This window comes from Bacillus sp. AK128 (assembly GCF_053903075.1).
Genome location: NZ_CP096379.1, coordinates 866445 through 890848, shown reverse-complemented (window position 1 = coordinate 890848; position 24404 = coordinate 866445). Strand labels below are relative to the sequence as shown.

Sequence of the window (24404 nt, the reverse complement as noted above, 5' to 3'; positions counted from 1 at the left end):
CCTTTATCTAGCGGCCTCTACCTTAAGGGCTGCCTTTCTTTTAATAAAATCAAGTCTCGCGACAATCAATAGAGTGGTAATACCCAAAGTTGTTAGTATCCCGAAAAATAAATAGACGTTTTTGATTGTATACCATTGCAATATTAATCCTCCAAAGTAGGTGCAAAACCATGCACCTAGCCCACTACCAACTGCTGCATAGATAGAAACCGCAGTAACCTGAACTTCTTTTGGAGAGATATCCCTTACATATTGCAGAGCTGCTGGGATCGCTAATCCTACAGAAAAACCTTGTGCAATTGTGGTCGCATATACTAAATATAAAGACGGTTCAAAAAAGTAGAAGAACCAACGAATCATAGATACACCTGCAGCTAAGGTCAACACCTGAAGCATGCCGATCTTCTCAATAAACCGATTGGCAAACTGCATAAACGGCGCTTCACTTCCTGCAGCGAATAAGAAGGCAATCCCTACCCCTGTTAGTGTCCCACCAATATCTTTGATAAAAAGCCCAAAATATGAATTATTCGCATAAATAGGACCAAACACTAGAAACGTTGTACATAAAAACAAAATAAATCTCGGTCGCTTTGCTAAGGTTGACATACCCGAAAACAAGTTATTTCTTAGACCTTGATTCTCTTCAGGCAATCTCCATGAAAACAAGAAAGCAAGTAGTAACATACCAGAAAACAGATAAAAGATAATCCAAAGTCCTATATAATCTGCAAGCCATCCTGCAATAATAACCGCAAGTGCAAACCCTAGTGCTCCCCATAAACGGATTGACCCATAATTACCTTTTACTTTTTGTACATAATTCAACGCAATACTATCTGATAATGGCGTAACTGCACTTTGAACAGCTGCGAGAATAATCGCCATCACAATAAGAATGATGAAAAGATCCACTTGGGCATAAACTAACCCGGTGATGCTGGTTAATAGTATCGATATACTTAACAGTAAACGTGGCTTTTGAGTCCAGTCACTGAGCATTCCCCATAATGGCTGAATCACAATCATCACCACGGGGCTGATAGATAGAATGGTTCCGATTTGGCTCCCTGTTAGTCCCACCCCTTCATCTAAATAAACAGCTAGTAAAGGATATAAAGATCCCAAACCTAAAAAGGTGAGGAAATAAAACATACGAAAATTCAACTTTGTTCGGTCTTGTTGCTTTGCTTGCACAAAAAATCCCTCTTTCATAGTAAATACCCCCGTTTAACCGGGGGCTGATCCATTATTATTTCTTAATTAACTCATAAATGGCTTGAGCATATAAAGCCGTTGCTCTTACTAAATCATCAATCTCTATATATTCATCTTTTTGATGGGCAATATCTGGTCTACCTGGAAACAACGGTCCAAATGCAACCCCAACTTCAAGAGAACGTGCATACGTACCTCCACCAATGGATAGTAGAGAAGCCTCTTCTCCTGTCTGTTCCGTATAAACACGTTGTAATGTCTTAACAAGCTCATGCTCTTTGTTGACATGATGTGGCTTTGAGTCCGAGATACTTGCTACCGAAAATCCAAATGGAGCTAGCTTCTCTTTTATAGTGCTGATTGTAGAATCACTTTTATTGGTGACAGGGTATCTTATATTTAACCCATAACTCCCACCTTCAATTAGATCATAGGAAATGGTCCCAACATTGATCGTTAAGTCTCCAGAAATTTCGTCAGAGCTAGTAACATCCAAAGCATTCCCTCGTGAATCCTCTGCAAAATAAGTATTTCCAGCTCGTAAGAAACTGTGGCCTTGGGTATCAAAGTCGAGCTCAGCTAAAAATTGAATAAGCTTAGTTCCTGCATTGGTACCGTTTCTAGGCTCCATTCCATGGGCAGATACGCCGACGAGCTTTAATTCAATTGCAGATTCAGTTACCTCTGCACTCCCGGTAAGTTCGCTTTTACGTAAGAATTCTTCATACTTCTCTTTAATTACACTAGGATTTCCTTGTATGGTAGCAAGGGCTAAATCAGGGACCATATTTAAACGACGACCGGAGTTAAAGCTATGTAACGTATATGTAGATTCTCCTGTTTGAGAGGTGCTTTCCTGCTTTAACACACAATCTAAAATCCCTTTCTCAGCATAAATAATCGGGAAGTCAGCATCTGGTGCAAAGCCCAAGTTCGGCATTTCTTCTTTTTTAAAATAGTGCTCCACACATTGCCAATTACTTTCCTCATCCGTACCAATAATAATACGAATTCGCTTATTTACATCAATATTTAGCTCCTTCACAATCTTAAGAGCATAGTAGGCTGCCATTGTTGGTCCTTTATCGTCTAATGCCCCCCTAGCAAATATCTTCCCGTCTCTTATTTCTGCAGAGAAAGGCGGACTAGTCCATCCATCACCTGGTGGAACCACATCAATATGACAGAGAACACCTACAAGCTCCTCCCCTTCACCAAACTCAATATGACCTGCATATCCATCAACATTTTTAACAGTAAAACCATCATTTGAGCCCTTTTGAAGTAAAAACTGTAAAGCTTGGTCAATTCCTGAGCCAAAAGGAGAGTGATCTCCCTTTGTTTCCTCATCTAGGATACTTTCAATTTGTAAAAATGCTTGTGTATCTTTTATTAACTCATCTTTTCTATTTAAAACCTCTTCTAACCAATTAGTCTTATGCAACCCATTCACTCCTATACAACCGTATACTTTGTTTTAACCTTTTTGAAGGTGTCCTCATCACAAATAATATATAACAAGGAATCTTCCTTTACAGGCTCATCTAGTCGTCTATTGATATCTAATTGATCCTTGTCTGCAATAAGTGTAGCTCCTTCGAGTAAGAGAGCATGAAAAGCATCCTTATAAGTATGCCAATCTTTACTTGGTTTTAGCTGATATAAGTCATCACCATATCTTCGACTGATTAGTTGCGAATAAATACCGGTAATTCCTTTTGAGATGGCTGCACGAACAGCAAGACCCGAAACAGTTTCGTGTGACAATAGGAAATCGTCAATATGAATGTGTTGAAAATTTTTAATATGATTTTCATTAAGAACTTCAACGATTGTATGAACTTGTTTTCCTAATCGTTCAATGGATGAGGCGATTAGCAACGACTTACCATCAGCTAACTCATCATTTTGAATCGTATCATCAGCAAAGATTAAGACAGCTTTAGCATGAAGCACATTTGCATTTTCAAGGGTCAAATCTTTTGTGGCTGGACCATTAATATAATACACTCGATCTAGCATTAACGGTGCTTTTTCTAGCTGATCAATAATAACAACATCAGTATCCAACGTTGATTCTAATATTTCTTTAACGGCAAAGCTTGCTTTAGAAGACCATCCAATAATAACAAGATGTCCCTCACCTTTGTATGTCATTCTTCCTTCCTCCCTTTTCCTTTTAAATTCAGAAAAGAAATCAACAACCTTCCCAATAACGACTCCTATTAAACCAATTCCAAATATGTAAAGAAAAATAGCAAAAACCCGTCCCTCAACGGTTGTTGGATAATAATCACCATAGCCGACAGTCGTTACGGTTGTCATCACCCACCAAAGAGCGACAAACGGTGTTGTAAATGTTTCTGGTTCAAGGTAATGAATAACAAAAGTACTACCAAGGATGAGACAGAAACTAGCCCAAAACAAAACCCAATTATTCATCTTAATCGTCATTAAAAGTATTCTTCGGAGTAAAATCATAACACCCTCCTGATCTATCTACTTATTACAGCATATCAAAAAATCCTTAATGGTTCGATAAAAAGTAAATATTTACTAATATAAATTCATAATTATTATGTAGATATAATGTTATTTTACTTGATTTTCTAATAAATTAATCCAACTTATTTTGGAGCAGAAGGCATGAATATAAGTCCTCCCCAAAAAGCAGAACAAACAAAAAAGCATTCAAAAAAACATTTAAGAACTAGCTGTGTTAAAGTACAGTGTTGATTTTTAGCAGAGTTGATTGAAGTGGAAGGACGCGAGACTCCTGTGGGAGAAGCGTGGTGAAGGAGACCCCGCAGGCGAGAAACGCCGAGGAGGCTCCCGAACCCGCCCACGGAAAGCGAGTGTCCTGGAACGGAAATCAACAACAAACTTTAACAGAGTAAGAAATAGAATTAAAGACAATTAACTAAATAGTGGAAAAAATAAAAAAAAGAAGGAGGAAATAAAGCGAATTTTGTAGAATAGGTCATATACAGTTGAACGCATGACATATATTAACTAAAAAAACAGGAAGGAGGGATTGTTTAGTCTAGTTGGTTCAAAGAGTACAAACATACTTTGTTGTTATATGAGAATTACAAATAAACAATAGGGAGTGGTTTTTTGAAGCCTTCAACTTCTCGGATGATAAATAGGATCAAGTCAGTATATATGTATATTAATGAACGTGGTACCGTAACAACGGATCAACTGGTTGATGAATTTGGAATGACTCAACGAACAGTCCAAAGAGACCTGAATGTTCTAGTATATAATGATTTGGTCGAAAGCCCGAGCCGCGGTAGATGGACAACGACCGAAAAGAAAGTGAAGATGACTTCGTAAAACACCACAGATGAATACGTTGAAATGCTACATAATAATCCAACTAATCCATTATTGAAACGACTTAATAGAAAGAAGGACATCTGTCCTTCTTTCTTATGTGAAAGGATAAAATCGCCCTTACTTTACAGAAGCTTCTCTTAGTAATTCAATTTCCTCATCTGTCAATTCTCGATATTCCCCGAGTTCTAGTGTTTCATCTAATGGCAAAGGACCCATTTTTATCCGTTTGAGATACTCTACCCGCTTTCCGACCGCTTCAAACATTCTTTTTACCTGATGGAATTTTCCTTCTGTAATAGTGAGTTCAATTTTTGACATAGACCCTGATTCTAAGATTTTTAAAAATCCAGGCTTTGTCTCATAACCATCATCCAACACTACACCCTTCTTAAAAGCTTCTACATCCTCTTCAGTAACCACACCACTAATATGTGCATAATAGATTTTGGGAACATGCTTCTTAGGCGATAGCAACTGATGAGAAAGTTGTCCATCATTTGTTATTATTAATAGTCCCTCTGTATCCTTATCAAGTCGACCTACAGGAAAAGGATCAAATATAGCATCCTCGTGCTCCAATAAATCAATAACGGTTTGATCGTGATTATCCTCTGTTGCAGAAATGACTCCTTGCGGTTTGTTCATCATTAAATAAACGAATTCCTTGTATTCAACTGGTTCCCCATTAACCGTAACCTGCTGTTGATTGGGATCGACATGTGTTTTTGCATCCTTTACGATATCTTCATTTACACGGACCAGTCCTGTTTTTAATAATTGTTTAACCTCTTTTCTAGTTCCAAATCCCATATTGGCTAATAATTTATCGATACGCATGCGACAATCACCTAAACTTTTTTAAATTTTTTGGGCATTTACCCTCTCCACATATGCCCCATCCAACATAGACTATATGGTATTTCGTATTCTAAATCAAAGGAGCTAACATTATGTATCCAAGACAACAAGCAGAGGGTTACGGTTTTCCAATTCCAGGATTCCCAGGGTTTCCAGGATATCCAGGCGGTGGTGGAAACGTTGATCAACGTTTAGACCGATTAGAAAGACAAATTCAACGAATCAATACTCGTATCGATCGTTTAGATCGTCGTGTAGACAGAATTGAGCGACGTCTAGGCTATGGTGACGGCTATAACTATTAAATTTAACTAGGAAAAAAGTGAATGTGCTTAGCCATTCACTTTTTGTCTTTTTAGCATTCTAAATCGATTTCCTAATAGTTTACCTGCTAAATTTGAACGATAGCTTAAATAGAGGTAAATGCCAGCACCAACTGAAACTCCAACCATCGTTAGTATTACTGCCTCCCATTTGCCTTCACCATATGTTATAAATGGCGATAATGCCCATAGGGTGAGCAAAATCCCTACCATCATAAGCATGGCTAACATGACCATTAAAACAGATCTTTTAAATGCCAACCTAAAAGAGAACTGGGCATGCCGTTTAATCATCGCAAGACTATAAACAACTGACCCTAAATATCCAATTGCTGTTGCTATGATGGAGCCAATACCTTCAAACCAAGTGATCATTGGCACGTTTAAAATAAACTTTAAAAGTAAACCAAACACCAGGCTAATCACGGCTAGCTTTTGCTTTTGAATGCCTTGTAGCATAGCAGAAGTAATGGTAAAGAAAGCAAATAGAATCGCCACTGGTGCAAACCAAGCTAGAAGCGTTGAGCCAAGTTCATCGTTTCTATAGAACATAGCATACATTTCATCACTCAACACCGATAAACCTACAACCGCCGGCAATGTTAAGAAAAATACGATTTGAATGGATTGATCAATCTGTGTATGTAATAGCCTCTGGTCTCTATCGGTAAATGCCTTTGTAATCGCAGGAACAAGCGTTAGACCAAAAGCTGTTGCCAATGAAACTGGGATCATCACTAGCTTCGGTACTTCAAATTGTAAGATTGAATAAATATGCTCTGCACTCTTTGTTGTCATCCCGTTATCTTGCAAGGTGTGGTTTAAAGTTAAAAAGTCAACCAGTTGATATAGTGGTATTGCTAAACCAACAAATACAAATGGACCGGCATATGTAAGCAATTCCTTGATCATTTCTTTTGACGACAGTTGAGATTCCTTTTTACTTTGAACAAGTAGCAAATCTAAGTTTGCTTTTCTCTTTTTCCAAAACCACGCCAATACGAGCAGTCCACCTAGAGCACCTATAAATGCAGCAAACGTCGCGAATCCAATAGCGGTCGTTAAATCTCCTTCAATCACTTTCAATATTATAAAAACAGAGCCTAATAAAAAGACAATCCTAAACAATTGTTCAACGACTTGCGAAATCGCCGTAGGTTCCATCGACTGATTACCTTGGAAAAAACCACGTATCACGCTCATCATTGGAACCACTAATAAAGCAAAGCTTACCATTCGGATGACATACACAACATCCTCGACATGATTTACTCCCACTTGACTAGTAACATCCTGCTCCTTAAGGACAAGGGGCGCAATGGCAGGTGCCATAACAAATAGGATGATGAATGATAACACACCCATCGAGAGCATTAAAAGCATACCAACTTTAAACAGCTTTCGGCTTGTATGATACTCTCCAAGCGCATTATAACGGGACACAAATTTTGAAACGGCCATCGGAACGCCGATTGTCGATAAACTTAAGAAAATTGTATATGGAAGATATCCATAAGAATATAGGGCTGTACCTTGAGTCCCTACTAAAGCAACAAAAGGAAAAACATAAATCATCCCTAAAATTCTCGATATATATGTACCTAGTGTTAATATGAATGTCCCTCTTAATAAACTTGAGCCTGACATATAAAACCCCCAACAACTACTTAAAACAATTGCTTTATTTTAACATAATATTGTATAAAAGTATGTTTCCGATTTACCAGCCTGCTACCGGCTGTCGATTTAACTGTATTGGTCGAAGCAATAAATAAGGTGTATGCTCCGTCATGTTGGAGAAGTCAGATCCTGTAATGGCAATTGAAAAAGGCTCATATGCCTCTCGCTCTAACAGGAATTTGCCTGCATGATTAAATTGAAAAATAATCGCATGCTCCTTCTCCTCGATTTGAAAACAAAAAATATAAGCATTCATCGATGCATCAAAAAGCCAAGCGTAATCAAAATTAGTGATGACTTTATTGGCCAGTTCCTCTAACTCTGGAACGGAAAGCAATAGAATAGATTGATTGCCTTCATCTTCTGTCCAACCCGCATCATGGGGGTATACTCCCTCATTAATCATTGGAATATAATGACTCATATAATCACTCTCCACTCCTTATAATAGAGAAAAATATGGATAGAGCCAAGTTTTTCTTTTTGCTAGAAAAATGCTATTCTACTTTTAGCTTGTATTGTAACGGAGGTTTTTAGGATGAAATATGACGTCATTGTCCTCGGTGGAGGACCATCTGGTTTAATGGCAGCCATTGCTGCTGCTGAAAAAGGCTCTAAAGTACTTCTCATTGATAAAGGAGAAAAGTTAGGAAGAAAGCTTGCTATATCTGGTGGAGGCCGTTGTAATGTAACAAATCGCTTGCCCGTTGAAGAGATTATTAAGCATATTCCGGGTAATGGAAGATTCCTATATAGTGCATTTTCTATTTTTAATAACGAAGATATCATTCGATTTTTTGAAGGCTTAGGCATCCAACTAAAAGAGGAAGACCACGGTAGAATGTTTCCCATTACCGACAAAGCACAAACAGTCGTGAATACTCTTTTAGAGCAACTTCAGAAGCTACATGTTACCGTTTGGATTAATTCTCCGGTTCATACCATTGACTACAAAGATGGAAAAACACAATCTGTTACTTTAAGAGATGGACAGATAATTGAATGTCAGCATGTCATTATTGCAGTAGGTGGAAAATCGGTTCCGCAAACCGGTTCAACAGGTGATGGCTATGCATGGGCAGAAAAGGCCGGACATACAATCACAACTCTATACCCAACTGAAGTACCTTTGACATCTAGTGAATCGTTTATTAAAAATAAGGAATTGCAAGGACTTTCACTACGAGATGTAGCTCTGAGTGTCATTAGCCCTAAAGGAAAAACCCTTATCACACATAAAATGGATATGATTTTCACCCATTTTGGTATCTCAGGACCTGCCGTATTGCGATGCAGTCAATATGTTGTTAAGGCACAGGAGAAGTTTAAGACGAGAAAAATTGAGATGCGAATAGATGCTGTGCCTGATCAAACAGCGGAAGCCCTTTTCCAATCCATGCTAAAAGCACTAAAGGACGAGCCTAATAAATCTGTTAAAAATGTATTAAAAGGATTTTTACCTGAAAGATATTTATTGTTCCTCCTTAATCAAAACCAAATCGATGAACAATTAAACTATCATCATATCTCACATGAAAAACTAAGAGCGTTTGTTTCTAGCTGTAAGCAATTCTCTTTTTATGTAGACGGAACACTTTCAATCGAAAAAGCCTTCGTTACAGGTGGAGGGGTTTCCGTTAAGGAAATCAATCCAAAAGAAATGTCTTCAAAGTTAGTCGAAGGGCTTTATTTCTGTGGCGAGATACTCGATATTCACGGGTACACAGGTGGATACAATATTACAGCTGCATTTGTAACCGGTCGTGTTGCCGGCATGACCGCTGGGAAGAACGCGATGGCAGAGAAGCAATATTAATACACAAACTCTAAAAAGAGATAAGCCACTTTGGATATCCTTCCATTGTGGCTTTTATTATGATTTCCTCCGAATAATAGTACCAACTACTTTTCAGATCAGCCTCTAAACCTACCGTAATATATGGTTTCCTCCTAAATCTCCCTTGACCAACATTACTTGACTGGTTTGCTTTGACCACATTCGATCTCCTATCCAGTAAATCAAATTGCTTATTAGTAACAAACCAAAAATTATACTAAAAAGCCAAGTTATTCCTAAGTTTGAATAAAAGAACATTCCTAAAGTCGGGCCTAAAAATCTTCCTAACTCCGTAAAATTCATCGCCCCATAATAACTACCACGCAAATGATTCGGAGCCAGTTTGTCTATTAATATAGTGCCAGCTGGAAAGCATAATACTTCTCCTAATGTAAAAATAATCATAGAAATAATCATCTCATAGAAATTATTTGAGAATGCAAACCCAAGACCTCCTAATGCGTATAGCATGTTCCCCACATATACTCCGGTTACGGTAGAAAAGCGCTCAAATAACGCGGATAACGGAAGTTGTGCGACTACCACAGTCAATGCGTTGACTGTCATCATCCATCCGAAATAGATCACACCCTTTTCAAATGTAGTACTTATATGATGAGATAATGGTGCAAATTGGGCAAATCCAATTTGAGTTATGGAAGCACCGATAATAAAGGCAAGTAAGATTCTATCTTTTTTCATCATCAGAAATGACTGCTTCAATGAATGCTCCTGTTCTAGCTGCCCACAATTTGATGGTACTTGGACTTTTGAAAATGATAGGTGTAAAACAATGGAGTAAATTATATAAAAAATTCCTGTAATAATAAATCCAACTCCACTAGACGATAATCCAATAAACACACCTAACAAGGGACCTATTGCGACTCCCATATTTATGACTGTATACCTCAATGAAAAAACTTTTGGTCTTATATCCTTTTCAGTTAGGTCTCCCATTAATGCCTGTGATACTGGTTCAAAAAAAGCCTTGCAAACTCCATTAAGTATACTTAGAACTAAAAAAACGATAGGTTCTTTTGCCAGTGCATATCCTATAAAGACAAAGCCCCAGGAGTATATGGACAGGAGCATAATTAGTTTCCTACCAAACCTGTCTGACAAAAAACCTCCCAATATTCCAGTTAGGGTACTAGATAACGGTGCAGCCCCAATGATCATACCAATCAACAGAGGACTTAAATCCGTTTGCCTATCTAGGTAAATGGCTAAGAACGGTAAACTCATAGAATTGGCAATTCTAGAAAATAAGGCACCTACTAAAAGGATTGAAATAATAGGATGAAGCTTTCTAATAACTTGTAGCATTACAACCAGTCTCCTTTAAAAAAGAAATAAAAAAGCCGGTCTCATATCTTTTAGTAAGATACAAGACCGGCTTATGTGTATAGCATAAGGGTGGAATAAATCCACGGTTTATCAGCCTTTAAAACTATTCATTTCTAATATAATTTTACTTATTTAGGAAAAACTGTCAATACCTTTTAAATTTTACAAGAAAATTAACCTAAAAAAGGAAGACAAAAATGTCCCCCTCCTGTTATCTACTCACTCAATTAAAATTGAACCTCTCTATCGCCTTCCCACTCAAGCATTCCACCAACCATATTTACACATTTATACCCTTGATCCTGTAGGTAATAGCAAACATTTTCACTTCTGCGACCAGAACGGCAAATAAATATGTATTCTTTTTCTGGATCGAGCTCTGCCATTCTCTCTGGGATTTGTCCCATCGGAATATGCTTAACTCCTGGAATTACGCCTTGGGCTACCTCTTCATCTTCACGTACATCGATTAGCTCTAGATTCTCACCTTTAGCTAGTTTTTCTTGCAGCTCAGCTGTTGTAATGATTTTTATTTCTTGTTCCATCACTTTTCACCCTTCCTTTTCTTAGTAAAAGAGGCAGTGTGACCTGCCTCTAGTTTTATTAATTTGCAACTATGTTAACTAGCTTACCTGGAACCACAACAACCTTACGAACTGTTTTACCTTCAATTGATTCCTTTACACTGTCCTCAGACATCGCTATGTTTTCAAGTTCTTCTTTAGAAGCGGTTGTTGGAACAAGAAGCTTGGTACGAAGCTTACCATTCACTTGGACAACAATTTCCACTTCATTTTCAACTAGCTTTGACTCATCAAACGTCGGCCACGTTGCATATGTGATCGTGTCAGAATGTCCAAGCTTTTCCCAAAGCTCTTCAGCAACGTGTGGCGCCACTGGTGATAAAAGCTTCACGAAGCCTTCTACATATTCCTTAGGAAGCTCTGTTGCCTTATAAGCTTCATTTACAAACACCATCATTTGTGAAATAGCTGTGTTGAAACGAAGTCCTTCATAGTCTTCTGTTACTTTTTTGACTGTTTGATGATAAGCCTTTTCTAATCCCGTTGAAGTACTTTCAGTAATTTTAGAATTTAACTGTCCATTTTCCTCAACAAACAATCTCCAAACACGATCTAAGAAACGACGTGATCCATCAAGTCCGTTCGTTGACCAAGCAATCGATGCTTCAAGTGGTCCCATGAACATTTCATAAAGACGAAGTGTGTCAGCACCGTGACTCTTGATGATATCATCAGGATTTACTACATTCCCTTTAGATTTACTCATTTTTTCATTATTTTCACCAAGAATCATTCCTTGGTTAAATAGCTTTTGGAACGGTTCCTTTGTTGGAACAACGCCAATATCATACAAAAATTTATGCCAGAAACGAGCGTAAAGCAAGTGAAGTACCGCATGCTCTGCTCCACCGATATAAATATCAACCGGAAGCCATTCTTTTAGCTTTTCAGGATCTGCTAATTGCTCGCTATTATGTGGATCAATATAGCGTAGGAAGTACCAGCAGCTTCCGCCCCATTGTGGCATTGTATTCGTTTCACGGCGACCTTTTTTGCCAGTCACAGGATCCACGACATTTACCCAGTCCTCGATCGCTGCAAGTGGTGATTCACCTGTACCTGAGGGACGGATTTCCTTTGTCTTAGGAAGTACTAATGGAAGCTCACTCTCTGGTACAGCAGTCGTTGTTCCATCTTCCCAGTGGATGATTGGAATCGGCTCACCCCAGTAACGCTGACGGCTAAATAGCCAGTCCCGAAGACGATAGGAAACCTTTTTCTCACCCTTGTTGTTTTCTTCAAGCCACTTAATTGCTGCCGTAATACCTTCTTCTTTATTCAAACCATTCAAGAATTCAGAGTTAACATGCTCTCCATCACCTGTGTAGGCTTCTTTTGATACATCTCCACCCGCTACTACCTCTACGATTGACAACTTGAACTTTTGCGCAAATTCGAAGTCTCGCTCGTCATGTGCTGGAACCGCCATAATCGCACCTGTACCATAACTCATTAATACATAATCAGCAATCCAGATTGGCATTTTTTCACCGTTAATTGGATTCACTGCATAAGCTCCAGTGAAGACACCTGTTTTTTCCTTAGAAAGCTCAGTACGCTCTAGGTCACTCTTGCTCTTCACCTTGTCTACATAAGCTTCAACAGCTTCCTTTTGCTCAGCTGTTGTAATTTTATCAACAAATGGATGTTCAGGAGATAGCACGGCATACGTTGCACCGAAAAGTGTATCCGGACGAGTTGTAAATACTGAGAACCCTTCCTCAAAACCTTCAATATCAAAATGAACAGTAGCTCCTTCTGAACGACCAATCCAGTTACGCTGCATATCCTTTAAGCTCTCTGGCCAATCCAACTCTTCAAGGTCTTCAAGAAGGCGATCTGCGTATTCAGTAATCCTTAGAATCCACTGTCTCATTGGACGACGTTCAACCGGATGTCCACCACGCTCACTCTTTCCGTCAATTACTTCTTCATTTGCCAATACAGTTCCTAAAGCCGGACACCAGTTAACAGGTACCTCATCCACATAAGCAAGCCCTTTTTCAAAAAGCTTTAAGAAGATCCACTGCGTCCATTTATAGTAAGTTGGATCCGTTGTATTCACTTCACGATCCCAATCATACGAAAAACCTAATTCCTTGATTTGTCTACGGAAGGTATTAATATTTTGCTCAGTAAATTCTGCAGGATCATTCCCCGTGTCTAGCGCATATTGCTCAGCTGGTAACCCAAACGCATCCCAACCCATTGGATGCAACACATTATGTCCTTGCATTCTCTTCATACGGGAAACAATATCTGTTGCCGTATAGCCCTCTGGATGGCCAACATGCAGCCCTGCTCCAGATGGATAAGGGAACATATCTAGCGCATAAAATTTCGGATTACCTTTTTCTTCTTTCGTTTTAAACGTTTTGTTGCTTTCCCAGTAGCTTTGCCACTTTTTCTCAATCTCCTGATGATTAAAAGCCATAACAGTTCCTCCTTGTTTCTTCACCTTAGGATTTATAATTTCCATGTTTTTCATACAGCATGAAGGTAGAAAAGCGTAAGTGCCCCGTTAGCCCCGACAAGCAAATGTTCCTTGGACAAAGAAAAGGTGGTTTTCCTTTTATTTGTCCAAGGGTTATTTGACCTCGAGGGGCTGGGCGCTGAAGCTAGACATAAACACAAGTTCAAAAAACTTAACTTTTTTACCTATATATAAAAAAATCCCGCCCCTAAAATAGGGACGAGATTGTTATATACCCGCGGTACCACCCAAATTAATGCACGTTCATACATTCACTTGAATCCTTAACGCGGACGGGACGTCAATAATTAGTGAGCTCAAATCAAGCTGTTCACCATTGAAACTTAAAGGTGAGTTCATGATAGTCATGGATTGACTTGCACCGACCGTCAACTCTCTTAACCGACTTCTACCACTACTAATCCTTCGCACTGTTTATTTCTTGTAAGGTTTTGTATTGTATTTTAAAGAAAAATCTTCCAAACATCAAGTCTTTCTTAAAAGTATTTTTTATTTAGGCAGTAAGCTGCTGATTCACCTGCTCCTTTTTGATAGCTCGATCATAGAACAAGGTAGTAAAAATCGATATAAATAAGAGAGCAATTAATAAAACAAATAATGCATTAATGTTGTATACATCCACCATCACACCACCGAGTACAGGACCTAACATTCTACCACCAGTGGCTGTACTATTCACAACACCTTGATAGAAGCCTTCACGCCCTTTAGGCGCAAGCTGATTTGCAACAGTCGGGATTGCTGGCCATACAAACATTTCTCCAAGAGTAAGGATAATCATCGCAACTAGAAAGCCCGTAAAGTAACTAGAATTAGCCACGACTATAAATGAAATCATATATATGACAATTCCGATAATAATTTGAGCTTTTAAGGTCTTAGCAACAAAGCGAATAACAGTTGAAATGACCGGCTGTGCTAACACAATTAACGCACCATTAACCGTCCATAATAAGCTGTATTGATTTAACGATATATTTAAGGATTGCGTGTAAGATGCAATATTGGTTTGCCACTGCACATGTGCGACCCAGCAAAGTAAAAAGCCGACACATAAAATCAGCAAGGAAGTAAACTTGGCTCGATTTTTTATCATTTTCCCGCCATCTAATATGCTTCTCTGTTCAATTTTCTCTACACGGATTCGATGATAGGTTAAAGTCGCCAGTAAAAAGAAGACACCGTACATCAATGCATTTGCTGTAAATGTTAGTTGGAAAGATACTGATGCTACCAAACCACCTAAAGCTGCCCCAACTGCCACGCCTACATTTTGGGCCACATACATCGCATTAAACGGCTTACGCCCACCTTCTGGCCAAACAGCTCCTGCCATCGCATACATCGAAGGGAACACCATCCCTGAACCAAAACCTGTCAATATAAGAAATCCAACATACCATGGCCAACTATGATTCCAAACAAGTCCTACCCCTGCCGCCATAGTCGTACTCACACCAATTAATATGGAGCGATACCCACCAAAACGATCAAATAAGTATCCACCAATTAAATTCCCGATCACTCCTGATGCTGAATTTAACATGAGCACGATACCAGCCATTGTTAACGATTTACCTAACACATCATGAATATAAATGGCATTCAATGGCCATAAAAAAGAAGACCCTACCACATTGATGACCATTCCAACTAATAAAAGTTTCAGCGACTTTGGCATGGTATTCCCCCTAAAAACATAATCACCAACGTTCATTGTATTCGTTTTTTGGGTGGGGGGCAATATTAATGTTTTAGGGTGCTAGATTGGAGTGTCTCATGAACATATTCGTTCGTTCTGCACAATTTTTTAAATTTATGCACGAAAATTAGAATTTCTGCACAAAAAAATAGATTTCTGCACATCTTTAAAAATTTTTGCACGAAAATCAAAGTTTATGCACAAAACCCTTCATTCAGAACATTTCTCATAATAAACTCGCGCCTTCCCATCTCCAGTAAAGGGTAGGTTCATTTCAGCCAATAACCTAGAGCTAACAGAACGAGAATTGATATTAGCAAACGTCCGAAATCGTTTACTTGTAATTTTGGAATCAAACAATAGGAAGTAATCTTTTATTGAGGGAATGTGGGCATCCTTGGAGAAGCACGAGCATTGAGGGCAAAACCATTTAGTGGATTTTCTGAGCATAGGGATAAAAGTACAGCTAGGACAATAGATCCCCTCTACAAGCTCGTCACTGGTAATCCCAAATTGCTTTAAAATCTCTGGGTTTCCTTCCGTATGGTTTGCAATAAGGTGCTTGACCATTTTTTTCACTTCACGAGAGCTTGATATTTCATGAGGGTGAATACGTTCGAGGGCCTCATACTTATTAATAAAATTAAAGCTAGTTGTGACTTTCTCTAATGCCTCTCGATAATTGGTGGTTGTTTTAATAATTGCTTGAGGGTGACTCATAACGACCATATAGTCTATTGGGATCTCGGGGAGTTTTTGTGCATGCAACCACTGTCTTAGCTTTGCCTGGTGCATTTTAGCCTGAATTAAGGGACTGGGAAAGACCTCCTCTTTTCCATTGTACATTCTTATTAACTGCTTATAGTCACGTTCAAACAAGAGGGTACCTTTTATATTTTTAATTTCAACGATCAGGATAAAGCATGGCGATATAATGAGTGAATCCATTTGAAAATAATGATGCTGATCAAACAATCGCAGGTTATGTAAAATGGTGTACCTCTTATTGTCCAAGTAGCTAAAATAATAGTCCATGGACTGTTCTCCACGGTAACCTGAATAGTTCTTGGCTAACTCATCCGTTATATCAGCTCTCTTCCTGTGATTTTTAGATAATCTTCTAAGAGTCGCTTCTAACTTTCTTATTTTAATCGGGAAACCTCGCTCTTTGGCTATCATTTGTTCACCTCTTTCTTTGAATTAGCTATTTATATTCGGTAGAAAGAGGCCATTTCCTTCTAGCTGATGGTTATTGCACGAAAAAAAATATATATGCACGAAAATTAGAATTTCTGCACAAAAAAATAGATTTATGCACAATTTTTCAAATTTCTGCACGAAAACCAACATTTATGCACAAAGCCTAAAATCCCCCTGCCACAAAGGCAGAGGGACTATAAACTTATTTCGACTTATCCGGCTGTGCACGCTTTGCGTTAGCCTTCTTTACTACCTTCACCGGATCATAATCAGGCCCGATTTCCATGTCTTGGTTGTTAATGCCGTTCTTTGTTTTTTGCTCTGGATTATTTTGGTCAGAACGTTTTTTCAATGCTAGTCCCTCCAGCTTTTAGTGATGTGGATAAATAATCATCTCGTTTTGAATGCGCTGTAACTGAAGTCTCATTCTGTCAACTTGTTCCTTTTGCTGCTGATTCCCACTATGGGCAAGCTGACCTAATTCAATGACAGCTGTTTCTAAAAGCTGCTGAGCTTTTGTATACTCTGTTTGGTTATAATGCTCTTGCTTTTTAGCAAGTGAGAATTGATCCTCTGCATAGCGTAAAGTATCCTCCGCCATTTGTAGGTGCTCTTCAACGGATTGACGTGTTGCCATCAGTACCTACCTCCTTCACCTTTAGATGAAAAGCTTCATCATCTTTTAGTTTATACATCTCGTTTTGTTCTATCACATTTTTAAAAAGGTGTTTTTTCCCACATTTACTGCAAATTTGATTTTGTTGGTTTACAATCGAAAGCATGCTAAAATTGATGGATAAAAACTGACGACAATCCATGAAAGGAGGTAGCAATCGTGACTAATCAACCTAACCCATTCCTTTATTCGGACGACCATAAACGCTATCATTCTTGGAATTACCACCTACGTCATCACTTTGGACATAAAGTATTCAAAGTCGCCCTCGACGGCGGATTTGATTGCCCCAATCGAGATGGCACCGTTGCTCATGGAGGATGCACATTTTGTAGTGCAGCTGGTTCTGGTGATTTTGCTGGAAACCGTGCAGAATCCATCGAAAAGCAGTTTCATGATGTGAAAGAAAAAATGCATACTAAGTGGAAAAATGGTAAATATCTTGGCTATTTCCAAGCCTTCACTAATACACATGCACCCGTAAAGGAACTTAAAGAAAAGTTTGAAGTCGTGTTAAAGCAAGAGGGCGTCGTGGGACTTTCGATTGCCACAAGACCAGACTGCTTACCTGATGATGTGGTTGAATACCTTGCAGAACTAAATGAACGAACATACCTATGGGTTGAGCTTGGGCTACAAACCGTTCATGAACGAACCGCTTTACTAATCAATCGCGCTCATGATTATCAATGCTATATGGATGGAGTGAATAAGCTCAGAAAGCACAATATCCGAATTTGCTCGCATATTATCAATGGCCTCCCGCTTGAGACACCTGAGATGATGATGGAGACGGCTAAAGAGGTAGCTAAGCTAGATGTTCAAGGGATTAAAATTCATTTATTACATTTATTAAAAGGGACTCCAATGGTGAAACAGTATGAAAAAGGTCTACTGTCCTTTTTAACTTTGGATGAATATATACAATTGGTATGTGACCAGCTAGAAATTTTGCCTCCTGAAATGATCATTCACCGAATTACAGGAGATGGCCCCCCTGATCTCATGATTGGCCCGATGTGGAGCCTAAATAAATGGACCGTTCTTAATTCAATTGAAAATGAATTAAAAAGACGTGATAGTTATCAAGGCAAATTTTATCGTAAGGAATTGATTACTACATGAAGCTTGAAAGAATCTTACCCTTTGCTAGAACCTTACTAACAAAGGTGATTGAACCGGGGGATCTTGCAATTGACGCAACGGTTGGAAACGGGCATGATACAGTATTTTTAGCAGAGCTCGTTGGAGAAGTAGGACATGTTTACGGATTTGATATCCAGTCAGAAGCCATTTCTCAAACTCAAGCAAGATTACAAAAACACAGCTTACAAAATCGAGTCACTCTTTTCCGACAAGGTCATGAACATATCTCTAAGTTAATACCAGCGAACCCTGTAAGTGGGGCGATCTTCAATCTAGGCTACCTACCGGGTGGAGATAAAGAAATCGTCACTACACCGAATACCACCATCTCTGCGATCGAACAGATTTTAACTCTTCTAAAGCCAGAAGGAATAATCGTTCTTGTCATCTATCATGGACACCCAGAAGGACAAACAGAAAGAGACCAGCTTTTAGAGTACGTATCAAATATCGATCAAATGAAAGCACACGTCCTTCAATATCAATTTTTAAACCAACAAAATCATCCGCCTTTTATTATTGCGATTGAAAAAAGAAGCCCGTGATAGCCTCCTTTACAGGTGGAGCTAATCACAGGCTTCTTTTATCTTAATCACTCATTACATTATTCGCTTTTCGTTCCCAGGCTGAACGTCTTCTCTGATCTTTCCCCTGCTTAAATCTCCTATAAAGTCTTCCGTTTACATAAAAGAAATAACTGATAAAGCCGCCCTGTTTAATTAACTGCTTGCCCATTTTCCGGACTGATTTCTGCTCATGAACCTTTTCGTCAGAAAGGTAAACACCTAAAAGACCTCTGTTTATGAACCGGTGAAATGACTCCTGTGGGATTCCTTGTATATGACGGTCAGCCTCTTTTAGAAAATAAGACAACCGCTTGAGAAGAACCTGTTCGTTTGGATAATAAAAACAAAAGTTTAAATCTCCACCTTCAAGGTCCTCGTCTTGATCAATTAAATAGTCAAGCAGGATATGTAAGCCTTGCATATAAGGGAAATAACCTTGCCTTATTTTCAAGACGTCATCTTTTTGAAGTTGGTCATGAAAGGCATAGGACACTAAACAAAAGATGCCTAAGGTTGATCCTGAGCATGCCGAAAACTCATACCATTCCATCTCAGGTAAATCCGATTTATACTCTAAGAACCACTTCTCTAGTCGTGGAACACGCTCATCTTTTACAACATGCTTATGAACTTGAAGGGAGCAATAATAATTAGCTAACTCAAGTAAAAAAGGCTTGATTAACGTATAATGTGGCAACTCTAATAATACCTGCTGGCAGGTTGTCACTAAATCTTTAAGATATGAACCATCATCTTGATCAGACCGATATCGATAATAATCGTGCTTTTGGTCCTCACCAATTGTTAGTGCATTTGGCATGGATTCATGCAACGCCTCAAAATCCAATGGATCTAATGAGGTACTTCGGTCACATAGATTATCTAAATAATCACTGATGGTTTGATAAGCAACAATAAACTTAATACACGACTCAAGGTGATGGTTCGAAAGTAAAGCTAAAATTGCACCCCCTTCACAATGAAAGGTCTTTGAGTTTATACTTGCTAACGCCTGTGATTTTAATTCTTGGTTAGGTATTTTTTCTGCTCTACTTCGCCAATAGTCTAACTCCTTATGAGCAATTGGAAAAATATCTCGATATACTTTTATCATTAAGCTTACGGGATTGGAAGGCACCATCTAATCGACTCCTTTGCCTTGATGCTCCTTATTGTACATTGATTGCTAACTGAGTTTCAACAAATCGCTTTGCATAATCAAATACAACTTCCCTTTCCGGCTCATTGAAAATCTCATGATACAGTCCGTGCCATTCTTTATAGGATTTATCGGTAATCTCTAATAAATCAAACCATTCCTTCCCTTTATGTTTATCAACAATCTTATCATCCCCGCCCTGCATAAATAAAATGGGCACATCGGGGAGCTTGTGTAGGTTGATAAACGCTAACTGAGTACCATGAATAAGCTCTCTAAACCATCTGACAGAAACCTTTGTCACATAAAGAGAGTCATTGCTATCAAGCTCAATTACCTCTTTATTTCTAGTGGCCATTGAAGGTGTTAAACCGGTATTCATGCGAAGTGAAGGAACCACTCTATTGATTACTTTCGAAGCAAAATCAAGAAATGTGGATGGTGTAGTCTCCTCACTTATTCCTAAACAAGGGGAGGATAAAATCATACACTTAATTTGCAAATGTTTTTCCTGCATCGTTCTAATTACCGCAAGTCCACCCATGCTATGTCCAATTAAAATTATAGGTAATTGATAGGACAATGCTTCTTTGTACCATTCTTCAACAGTTTCAATATATACATCAAACTTATCAACATGACCTCGGTCGCGTCTTGACGTTGTTCCCTGACCAGGTAAATCCCCCATAATGACGTGAAAGCCCTCACTTCGCCACATTTCTATTAACCATTTATAGCGACCATGATGCTCAGCTGCTCCATGAACAATGACGACTACCCCTTTTGCCTCTTCTGCTTCCCATTTCCACATAAACAATCTCCTCCCTAGCCTTAACAGATTCTCACTTATTTTGTTAAAATATAATTATCTAATCTAAAGGGGACATGAACTGATGATCTATCCATATAAAAATCACATACCTAAAATCGCGAACACTGCTTATATTGCTGATTTTGTAACCGTGTCAGGTGATGTAACAATTGGTGAGTATTCGAGTATTTGGTTTAATACTGTCATAAGGGGCGATGTTTCACCTACTATCATTGGTGACCGGGTAAATATCCAGGATAATTGTGTGCTACATCAAAGCCCTAACCGTACGCTTATTATTGAAGATGATGTTTCAGTCGGGCACCAAGTAATCCTCCATAGCTCGATCATTCGAAAAGGTGCTCTTATCGGTATGGGTTCAATCATTCTTGATGGTGCCGAAATTGGAGAAGGTGCCTTCATTGGGGCAGGTAGCTTAGTACCTCAGGGAAAAGTAATTCCCCCCCATAGTCTTGCATTCGGAAGACCTGCAAAAGTGATTAGAGCTTTAAACGAAGAAGATCAGAAAGATATGGAACGAATTAGACGAGAGTACGTTGAAAAAGGTCAGTATTATAAATCTTTACAATCCTAAACCTTAAAAAAAGCAGGATCGAAGTGAAGGGTGCAAGAGAATCCATAGAAGACAAGTAGGTTACAAGTTCCTAAGCCAATCTTCTAACAAAATGGAAAAGCACCCTGGCCCCACTTCTCAATCCTTAATAATTAAAATTTACACCAAAACCCAATATTTTTACATTCAATTAGTATTTCCTAAACATTTCGCCCTTACTATAAAAGTATATTCATTAAGTGATATTAACTTATTGGGGCTGATCATGAATGGCAAAAATATTTGTAACACTTTATGATTTGGAGTGTAGTATATTTCGGTTTATTAACCGCTACTTTGATTTGAAGACACTTAATCTATTCTTTCGTTTGATTACCCATATTGGTGGAGCGAGAATAATGCTCACAGCTGTGCTTCTAATTAGCATATGCTCCCCATTTCCTTATAAATATATCGGTTTAGCTAGTGGTGTCTCTTTATTAGTTAGTCATCTACCAGTTGCTCTTATTAAGAAATTCTATCCTCGCACTAGACCATACATAGCCCTAACTGAAAGCAAAGTAACGGTAAATCCCTTAATCGATCACTCATTTCCTTCTGGACATTCCACTGCCATTTTTTCAACTGTCGTACCGATTGTGTGTGCAATCCCTATGTTAGGCCTTTTATTATTACCACTTGCTTGTTGTGTTGGACTATCAAGAATTTATCTAGGCCTTCATTATCCTTCTGATGTATTAGCAGGAAGTCTTCTTGGTAGCTTTACAGGAATTCTTTCTTATACCTATATAAACCAATTGTTTATACAAACAGCTTTCCTATAAATGGTATGGAGGGGATAAGATGAAGATTGCAATTTTTACTGACACCTATACACCTCAAGTTAACGGGGTAGCAAAGACACTCAAAAGATTTACCGACTTTTTAGAACAAGAAGGGCATGAATGTATAGTTTTTACACCGGATTGTTCAGATCAATTAGATCACTATTCTACTCACATACACCGTTTTACAAGCCTTCCCTTTTTTCTGTACCCGGAGTGTCGCTTGGCTATTCCAAATATGAATCAAGTTAAGCAGCAATTATTGAAATTCCAACCCGACCTTATCCATGTAGCAACTCCCTTCAATGTTGGACTTTGTGGGATCCATTATGCTAAAAAGCTAAACATTCCTCTCGTCGGTTCCTACCATACAGATTTCAATCAATACCTAGACTATTACGAACTTCCTTTTCTCGCTCCTTTACTTTGGAAGTATATGAGATGGTTCCATCGATCCTTTCTTAAGATATTTGTACCTTCCTTAGAAACAAAGGAACAATTAAAACGACAGGGCTTCACTAATCTCTATCTTTGGAGCCGTGGAGTCGATAGCACTCTTTTTAAGCCCAATCCACTTTCATCTACAATAAGAGAGCAATACCAAATTAAAGAAAAGTATATCCTTTCTTATGTGGGTAGACTCGCACCAGAAAAGGATATTCAAACCCTATCTGAAACGATAAGATCCTTACCCAATCACTTACAAAAACAAATCCATTGGCTTATTGTTGGGGATGGTCCTTTAAAGGAGGAACTTGCCAATCAGGTCCCTGCAAACGTTACCTTTACAGGCTATTTAAATGGTGAAAGCTTGGCTAGCATCTATTCAGCATCTGATTTATTTGTATTTCCGTCACCTACTGAAACCTTTGGCAACGTTGTTCTAGAGGCACTCGCCTGTGGCACTCCAGTCATTGGAGCAAATTCAGGTGGAGTAAAAACCATCGTCTCACCAGGGAAGACAGGTATTCTATGTGAACCAAGACAGATAGACTCTTTCGTACAAGCGATTGATGAACTATTGTCCAACGATACAAAAAGACTTCAAATGAGTAAAGCAGCCCGTCAATATGCGTTAACCCAAAATTGGAACGCAATCTTTAATGATTTGCTATATGAATATGAAACCACCATCACTGCATTAAAGAAGAGTCAACTCGCCTAGTGTATTGCACTTGCTCACCATAAGTTAATCATGAAGCATTATTTCCACGAGAAAGGGTACTAATCCTGCTTTGATTAGTACCCTCTCATATATCCATTCCTCTTTTTTAAAAAAGCTGTGTTAAAGTACAGTGTTGATTTTTAGCAGAGTTGATTGAAGTGGAAGGACGCGAGACTCCTGTGGGAGAAGCGTGGTGAAGGAGACCCCGCAGGCGGTAACGCCGAGGAGGCTCCCGAACCCGCCCACGGAAAGCGAGTGTCCTGGAACGGAAATCAACAACAAACTCTAACAGAGCCTTTAAAAAATCATCCTAGTCAACATTATTAAGTCTTTGCTCCATTTTTTTAACAATCTCGGGATTTTCAATACTCGTAAAAGATTCATACAGATCTATTCTTGAATTCAAATGGTGCTCAAAATCCATTAATATTAAGTTAAGTGTTGTTAGTTTGGTAGAATATACATGGCGTTCTTCTTCCGTAATGGATCCTTTATCCAGTGCCTTTTCTTGAATGATAGATATTTCATCAAGTAAATCACCAATTTTTGAAATATCATTTCCTACAAATATAAATTGCCTGGCCTTGTTCCTTAATTGCAGGTTAAAGTTATGTATAAGTCCCTTCCCATATTCTGTTTTTATTGCCTCTGCTATGTCTACTTCAATCATCGGTCTAACCGCATCACGAGTATCATAAACGAGTTGTCCATATGAATTCCCAATTTCTTCTTCATACTTTTTAGCTTGCTCTTGGAGGTTCATATTCTTGAATACTACCACGAAGAGTAATATAGTCATTATTCCTATAATATGATTTTTAGTCATTCAACCCTCCCTCTCCTAAAATTCAGAATAGAAATTGTGTTTTATCACAAGATGTTAAACCAGATCTCT

The 24404-nt window shown here is 38.6% G+C and carries 24 protein-coding genes and 1 other annotated feature; of the genes, 8 read left to right on the top strand and 16 right to left on the bottom strand.

The annotated features are described in order from the left end of the window. Nucleotides 1–3: 3 nt before the first annotated feature. The 3 genes from M1D60_RS04205 to M1D60_RS04195 are packed head-to-tail and all read right to left on the bottom strand — an operon-like array spanning nucleotide 4 to nucleotide 3699. Complete coding sequence (locus M1D60_RS04205) at nucleotides 4–1215, bottom strand: MFS transporter (protein WP_456277943.1); 1212 nt, start codon at nucleotides 1213–1215, stop codon at nucleotides 4–6. A 37-nt stretch (nucleotides 1216–1252) separates the two neighbouring features. Continuing rightward, nucleotides 1253–2662 carry a dipeptidase PepV gene (gene pepV, locus M1D60_RS04200; RefSeq protein ID WP_456277942.1) on the bottom strand — a complete coding sequence of 470 codons (1410 nt, stop codon included), beginning with the start codon at nucleotides 2660–2662 and terminating at the stop codon, nucleotides 1253–1255. An 11-nt stretch (nucleotides 2663–2673) separates the two neighbouring features. Next, nucleotides 2674–3699, bottom strand: a complete 1026-nt coding sequence (locus M1D60_RS04195) for a potassium channel family protein (protein WP_456277941.1) — start codon at nucleotides 3697–3699, stop codon at nucleotides 2674–2676. A 636-nt stretch (nucleotides 3700–4335) separates the two neighbouring features. On the opposite strand from M1D60_RS04195, the gene M1D60_RS04190 reads away from it, so the two are divergent. After that, on the top strand, nucleotides 4336–4557 hold the full coding sequence (locus M1D60_RS04190; RefSeq protein WP_456277940.1) for a DeoR family transcriptional regulator: 222 nt from the start codon (nucleotides 4336–4338) through the stop codon (nucleotides 4555–4557). Between the two features lie 120 nt (nucleotides 4558–4677). Here the strand turns inward: M1D60_RS04190 and M1D60_RS04185 are convergent, their stop codons facing one another. Beyond that, nucleotides 4678–5397, bottom strand: a complete 720-nt coding sequence (locus M1D60_RS04185) for a pseudouridine synthase (protein WP_456277939.1) — start codon at nucleotides 5395–5397, stop codon at nucleotides 4678–4680. Nucleotides 5398–5510: 113 nt separating this feature from the next. Between M1D60_RS04185 and M1D60_RS04180 the strand changes: the two genes are divergently transcribed. After that, nucleotides 5511–5723 carry a hypothetical protein gene (locus M1D60_RS04180; RefSeq protein WP_456277938.1) on the top strand — a complete coding sequence of 71 codons (213 nt, stop codon included), beginning with the start codon at nucleotides 5511–5513 and terminating at the stop codon, nucleotides 5721–5723. Nucleotides 5724–5750: 27 nt separating this feature from the next. On the opposite strand, the gene M1D60_RS04175 is transcribed toward M1D60_RS04180, so the two are convergent. Together M1D60_RS04175 and M1D60_RS04170 are read right to left on the bottom strand one after the other, a co-directional pair. Further along, nucleotides 5751–7388: a putative polysaccharide biosynthesis protein gene (locus M1D60_RS04175; RefSeq protein ID WP_456277937.1), complete on the bottom strand. Its 1638-nt coding sequence runs from the start codon at nucleotides 7386–7388 to the stop codon at nucleotides 5751–5753. Between the two features lie 73 nt (nucleotides 7389–7461). Continuing rightward, nucleotides 7462–7845 (bottom strand): hypothetical protein, encoded by a 384-nt coding sequence (locus M1D60_RS04170; protein WP_456277936.1) that lies wholly within the window; start codon nucleotides 7843–7845, stop codon nucleotides 7462–7464. Between the two features lie 114 nt (nucleotides 7846–7959). On the opposite strand from M1D60_RS04170, the gene M1D60_RS04165 reads away from it, so the two are divergent. Beyond that, a complete protein-coding gene (locus M1D60_RS04165) occupies nucleotides 7960–9237 on the top strand; it encodes an NAD(P)/FAD-dependent oxidoreductase (protein ID WP_456277935.1) in 1278 nt (425 codons plus the stop codon). Between the two features lie 111 nt (nucleotides 9238–9348). Here the strand turns inward: M1D60_RS04165 and M1D60_RS04160 are convergent, their stop codons facing one another. The 7 genes from M1D60_RS04160 to M1D60_RS04130 all read right to left on the bottom strand — a co-directional run bounded on the left by M1D60_RS04160 (nucleotide 9349) and on the right by M1D60_RS04130 (nucleotide 17225). Beyond that, nucleotides 9349–10587: an MDR family MFS transporter gene (locus tag M1D60_RS04160; protein ID WP_456277934.1), complete on the bottom strand. Its 1239-nt coding sequence runs from the start codon at nucleotides 10585–10587 to the stop codon at nucleotides 9349–9351. 248 nt (nucleotides 10588–10835) lie between these two features. Beyond that, entirely contained in the window at nucleotides 10836–11153 is a 318-nt protein-coding gene (locus M1D60_RS04155) for a rhodanese-like domain-containing protein (RefSeq protein ID WP_456277933.1), read from the bottom strand. Nucleotides 11154–11211: 58 nt separating this feature from the next. Further along, nucleotides 11212–13626, bottom strand: coding sequence for a leucine--tRNA ligase (leuS, locus tag M1D60_RS04150; RefSeq protein WP_456277932.1), 2415 nt, complete (start codon nucleotides 13624–13626; stop codon nucleotides 11212–11214). A 251-nt stretch (nucleotides 13627–13877) separates the two neighbouring features. Then, nucleotides 13878–14106: a binding site (T-box leader), on the bottom strand. 73 nt (nucleotides 14107–14179) lie between these two features. Continuing rightward, a complete protein-coding gene (locus M1D60_RS04145; RefSeq protein ID WP_456277931.1) occupies nucleotides 14180–15367 on the bottom strand; it encodes an MDR family MFS transporter in 1188 nt (395 codons plus the stop codon). Nucleotides 15368–15598: 231 nt separating this feature from the next. Beyond that, entirely contained in the window at nucleotides 15599–16567 is a 969-nt protein-coding gene (locus M1D60_RS04140; RefSeq protein ID WP_456277930.1) for a nuclease-related domain-containing protein, read from the bottom strand. 223 nt (nucleotides 16568–16790) lie between these two features. Continuing rightward, nucleotides 16791–16940, bottom strand: coding sequence for a glycogen biosynthesis protein GlgD (locus M1D60_RS04135; RefSeq protein WP_456277929.1), 150 nt, complete (start codon nucleotides 16938–16940; stop codon nucleotides 16791–16793). An 18-nt stretch (nucleotides 16941–16958) separates the two neighbouring features. After that, complete coding sequence (locus tag M1D60_RS04130) at nucleotides 16959–17225, bottom strand: YtzC family protein (protein WP_456277928.1); 267 nt, start codon at nucleotides 17223–17225, stop codon at nucleotides 16959–16961. A 198-nt stretch (nucleotides 17226–17423) separates the two neighbouring features. Here M1D60_RS04130 and M1D60_RS04125 point away from each other — a divergent pair, with 198 nt between their 5' ends. Further along, nucleotides 17424–18389: a TIGR01212 family radical SAM protein gene (locus tag M1D60_RS04125; RefSeq protein WP_456277927.1), complete on the top strand. Its 966-nt coding sequence runs from the start codon at nucleotides 17424–17426 to the stop codon at nucleotides 18387–18389. Beyond that, nucleotides 18386–18955 (top strand): class I SAM-dependent methyltransferase, encoded by a 570-nt coding sequence (locus M1D60_RS04120; RefSeq protein WP_456277926.1) that lies wholly within the window; start codon nucleotides 18386–18388, stop codon nucleotides 18953–18955. Before M1D60_RS04125 ends, M1D60_RS04120 begins: the two co-directional genes overlap by 4 nt. A gap of 43 nt (nucleotides 18956–18998) precedes the next feature. Here the strand turns inward: M1D60_RS04120 and M1D60_RS04115 are convergent, their stop codons facing one another. Continuing rightward, entirely contained in the window at nucleotides 18999–20117 is a 1119-nt protein-coding gene (locus M1D60_RS04115) for a tetraprenyl-beta-curcumene synthase family protein (RefSeq protein WP_456277925.1), read from the bottom strand. Between the two features lie 28 nt (nucleotides 20118–20145). Beyond that, on the bottom strand, nucleotides 20146–20946 hold the full coding sequence (locus tag M1D60_RS04110; protein WP_456277924.1) for an alpha/beta hydrolase: 801 nt from the start codon (nucleotides 20944–20946) through the stop codon (nucleotides 20146–20148). Nucleotides 20947–21028: 82 nt separating this feature from the next. Between M1D60_RS04110 and M1D60_RS04105 the strand changes: the two genes are divergently transcribed. From M1D60_RS04105 to M1D60_RS04095, 3 genes are all read left to right on the top strand, one after another. Then, a complete protein-coding gene (locus M1D60_RS04105; RefSeq protein ID WP_456277923.1) occupies nucleotides 21029–21541 on the top strand; it encodes a gamma carbonic anhydrase in 513 nt (170 codons plus the stop codon). Nucleotides 21542–21789: 248 nt separating this feature from the next. After that, nucleotides 21790–22344 carry a phosphatase PAP2 family protein gene (locus tag M1D60_RS04100; RefSeq protein ID WP_456277922.1) on the top strand — a complete coding sequence of 185 codons (555 nt, stop codon included), beginning with the start codon at nucleotides 21790–21792 and terminating at the stop codon, nucleotides 22342–22344. Nucleotides 22345–22363: 19 nt separating this feature from the next. Further along, nucleotides 22364–23509, top strand: coding sequence for a glycosyltransferase family 4 protein (locus M1D60_RS04095; protein WP_456277921.1), 1146 nt, complete (start codon nucleotides 22364–22366; stop codon nucleotides 23507–23509). 310 nt (nucleotides 23510–23819) lie between these two features. On the opposite strand, the gene M1D60_RS04090 is transcribed toward M1D60_RS04095, so the two are convergent. Then, nucleotides 23820–24335 (bottom strand): hypothetical protein, encoded by a 516-nt coding sequence (locus tag M1D60_RS04090; RefSeq protein ID WP_456277920.1) that lies wholly within the window; start codon nucleotides 24333–24335, stop codon nucleotides 23820–23822. Between the last annotated feature and the right edge of the window lie 69 nt (nucleotides 24336–24404).

Bases quoted from the DNA above. Each gene is read 5' to 3' on its own strand.
- M1D60_RS04205 (WP_456277943.1), bottom strand. From the start codon at position 1,215: ATGAAAGAGGGATTTTTTGTGCAAGCAAAGCAACAAGACCGAACAAAG.
- M1D60_RS04195 (WP_456277941.1), bottom strand. From the start codon at position 3,699: ATGATTTTACTCCGAAGAATACTTTTAATGACGATTAAGATGAATAAT.
- M1D60_RS04185 (WP_456277939.1), bottom strand. From the start codon at position 5,397: ATGCGTATCGATAAATTATTAGCCAATATGGGATTTGGAACTAGAAAA.
- M1D60_RS04180 (WP_456277938.1), top strand. From the start codon at position 5,511: ATGTATCCAAGACAACAAGCAGAGGGTTACGGTTTTCCAATTCCAGGA.
- M1D60_RS04175 (WP_456277937.1), bottom strand. From the start codon at position 7,388: ATGTCAGGCTCAAGTTTATTAAGAGGGACATTCATATTAACACTAGGT.
- M1D60_RS04170 (WP_456277936.1), bottom strand. From the start codon at position 7,845: ATGAGTCATTATATTCCAATGATTAATGAGGGAGTATACCCCCATGAT.
- M1D60_RS04165 (WP_456277935.1), top strand. From the start codon at position 7,960: ATGAAATATGACGTCATTGTCCTCGGTGGAGGACCATCTGGTTTAATG.
- M1D60_RS04160 (WP_456277934.1), bottom strand. From the start codon at position 10,587: ATGCTACAAGTTATTAGAAAGCTTCATCCTATTATTTCAATCCTTTTA.
- M1D60_RS04155 (WP_456277933.1), bottom strand. From the start codon at position 11,153: ATGGAACAAGAAATAAAAATCATTACAACAGCTGAGCTGCAAGAAAAA.
- leuS (WP_456277932.1), bottom strand. From the start codon at position 13,626: ATGGCTTTTAATCATCAGGAGATTGAGAAAAAGTGGCAAAGCTACTGG.
- M1D60_RS04145 (WP_456277931.1), bottom strand. From the start codon at position 15,367: ATGCCAAAGTCGCTGAAACTTTTATTAGTTGGAATGGTCATCAATGTG.
- M1D60_RS04140 (WP_456277930.1), bottom strand. From the start codon at position 16,567: ATGATAGCCAAAGAGCGAGGTTTCCCGATTAAAATAAGAAAGTTAGAA.
- M1D60_RS04130 (WP_456277928.1), bottom strand. From the start codon at position 17,225: ATGGCAACACGTCAATCCGTTGAAGAGCACCTACAAATGGCGGAGGAT.
- M1D60_RS04120 (WP_456277926.1), top strand. From the start codon at position 18,386: ATGAAGCTTGAAAGAATCTTACCCTTTGCTAGAACCTTACTAACAAAG.
- M1D60_RS04115 (WP_456277925.1), bottom strand. From the start codon at position 20,117: ATGGTGCCTTCCAATCCCGTAAGCTTAATGATAAAAGTATATCGAGAT.
- M1D60_RS04110 (WP_456277924.1), bottom strand. From the start codon at position 20,946: ATGTGGAAATGGGAAGCAGAAGAGGCAAAAGGGGTAGTCGTCATTGTT.
- M1D60_RS04105 (WP_456277923.1), top strand. From the start codon at position 21,029: ATGATCTATCCATATAAAAATCACATACCTAAAATCGCGAACACTGCT.
- M1D60_RS04100 (WP_456277922.1), top strand. From the start codon at position 21,790: ATGGCAAAAATATTTGTAACACTTTATGATTTGGAGTGTAGTATATTT.
- M1D60_RS04095 (WP_456277921.1), top strand. From the start codon at position 22,364: ATGAAGATTGCAATTTTTACTGACACCTATACACCTCAAGTTAACGGG.
- M1D60_RS04090 (WP_456277920.1), bottom strand. From the start codon at position 24,335: ATGACTAAAAATCATATTATAGGAATAATGACTATATTACTCTTCGTG.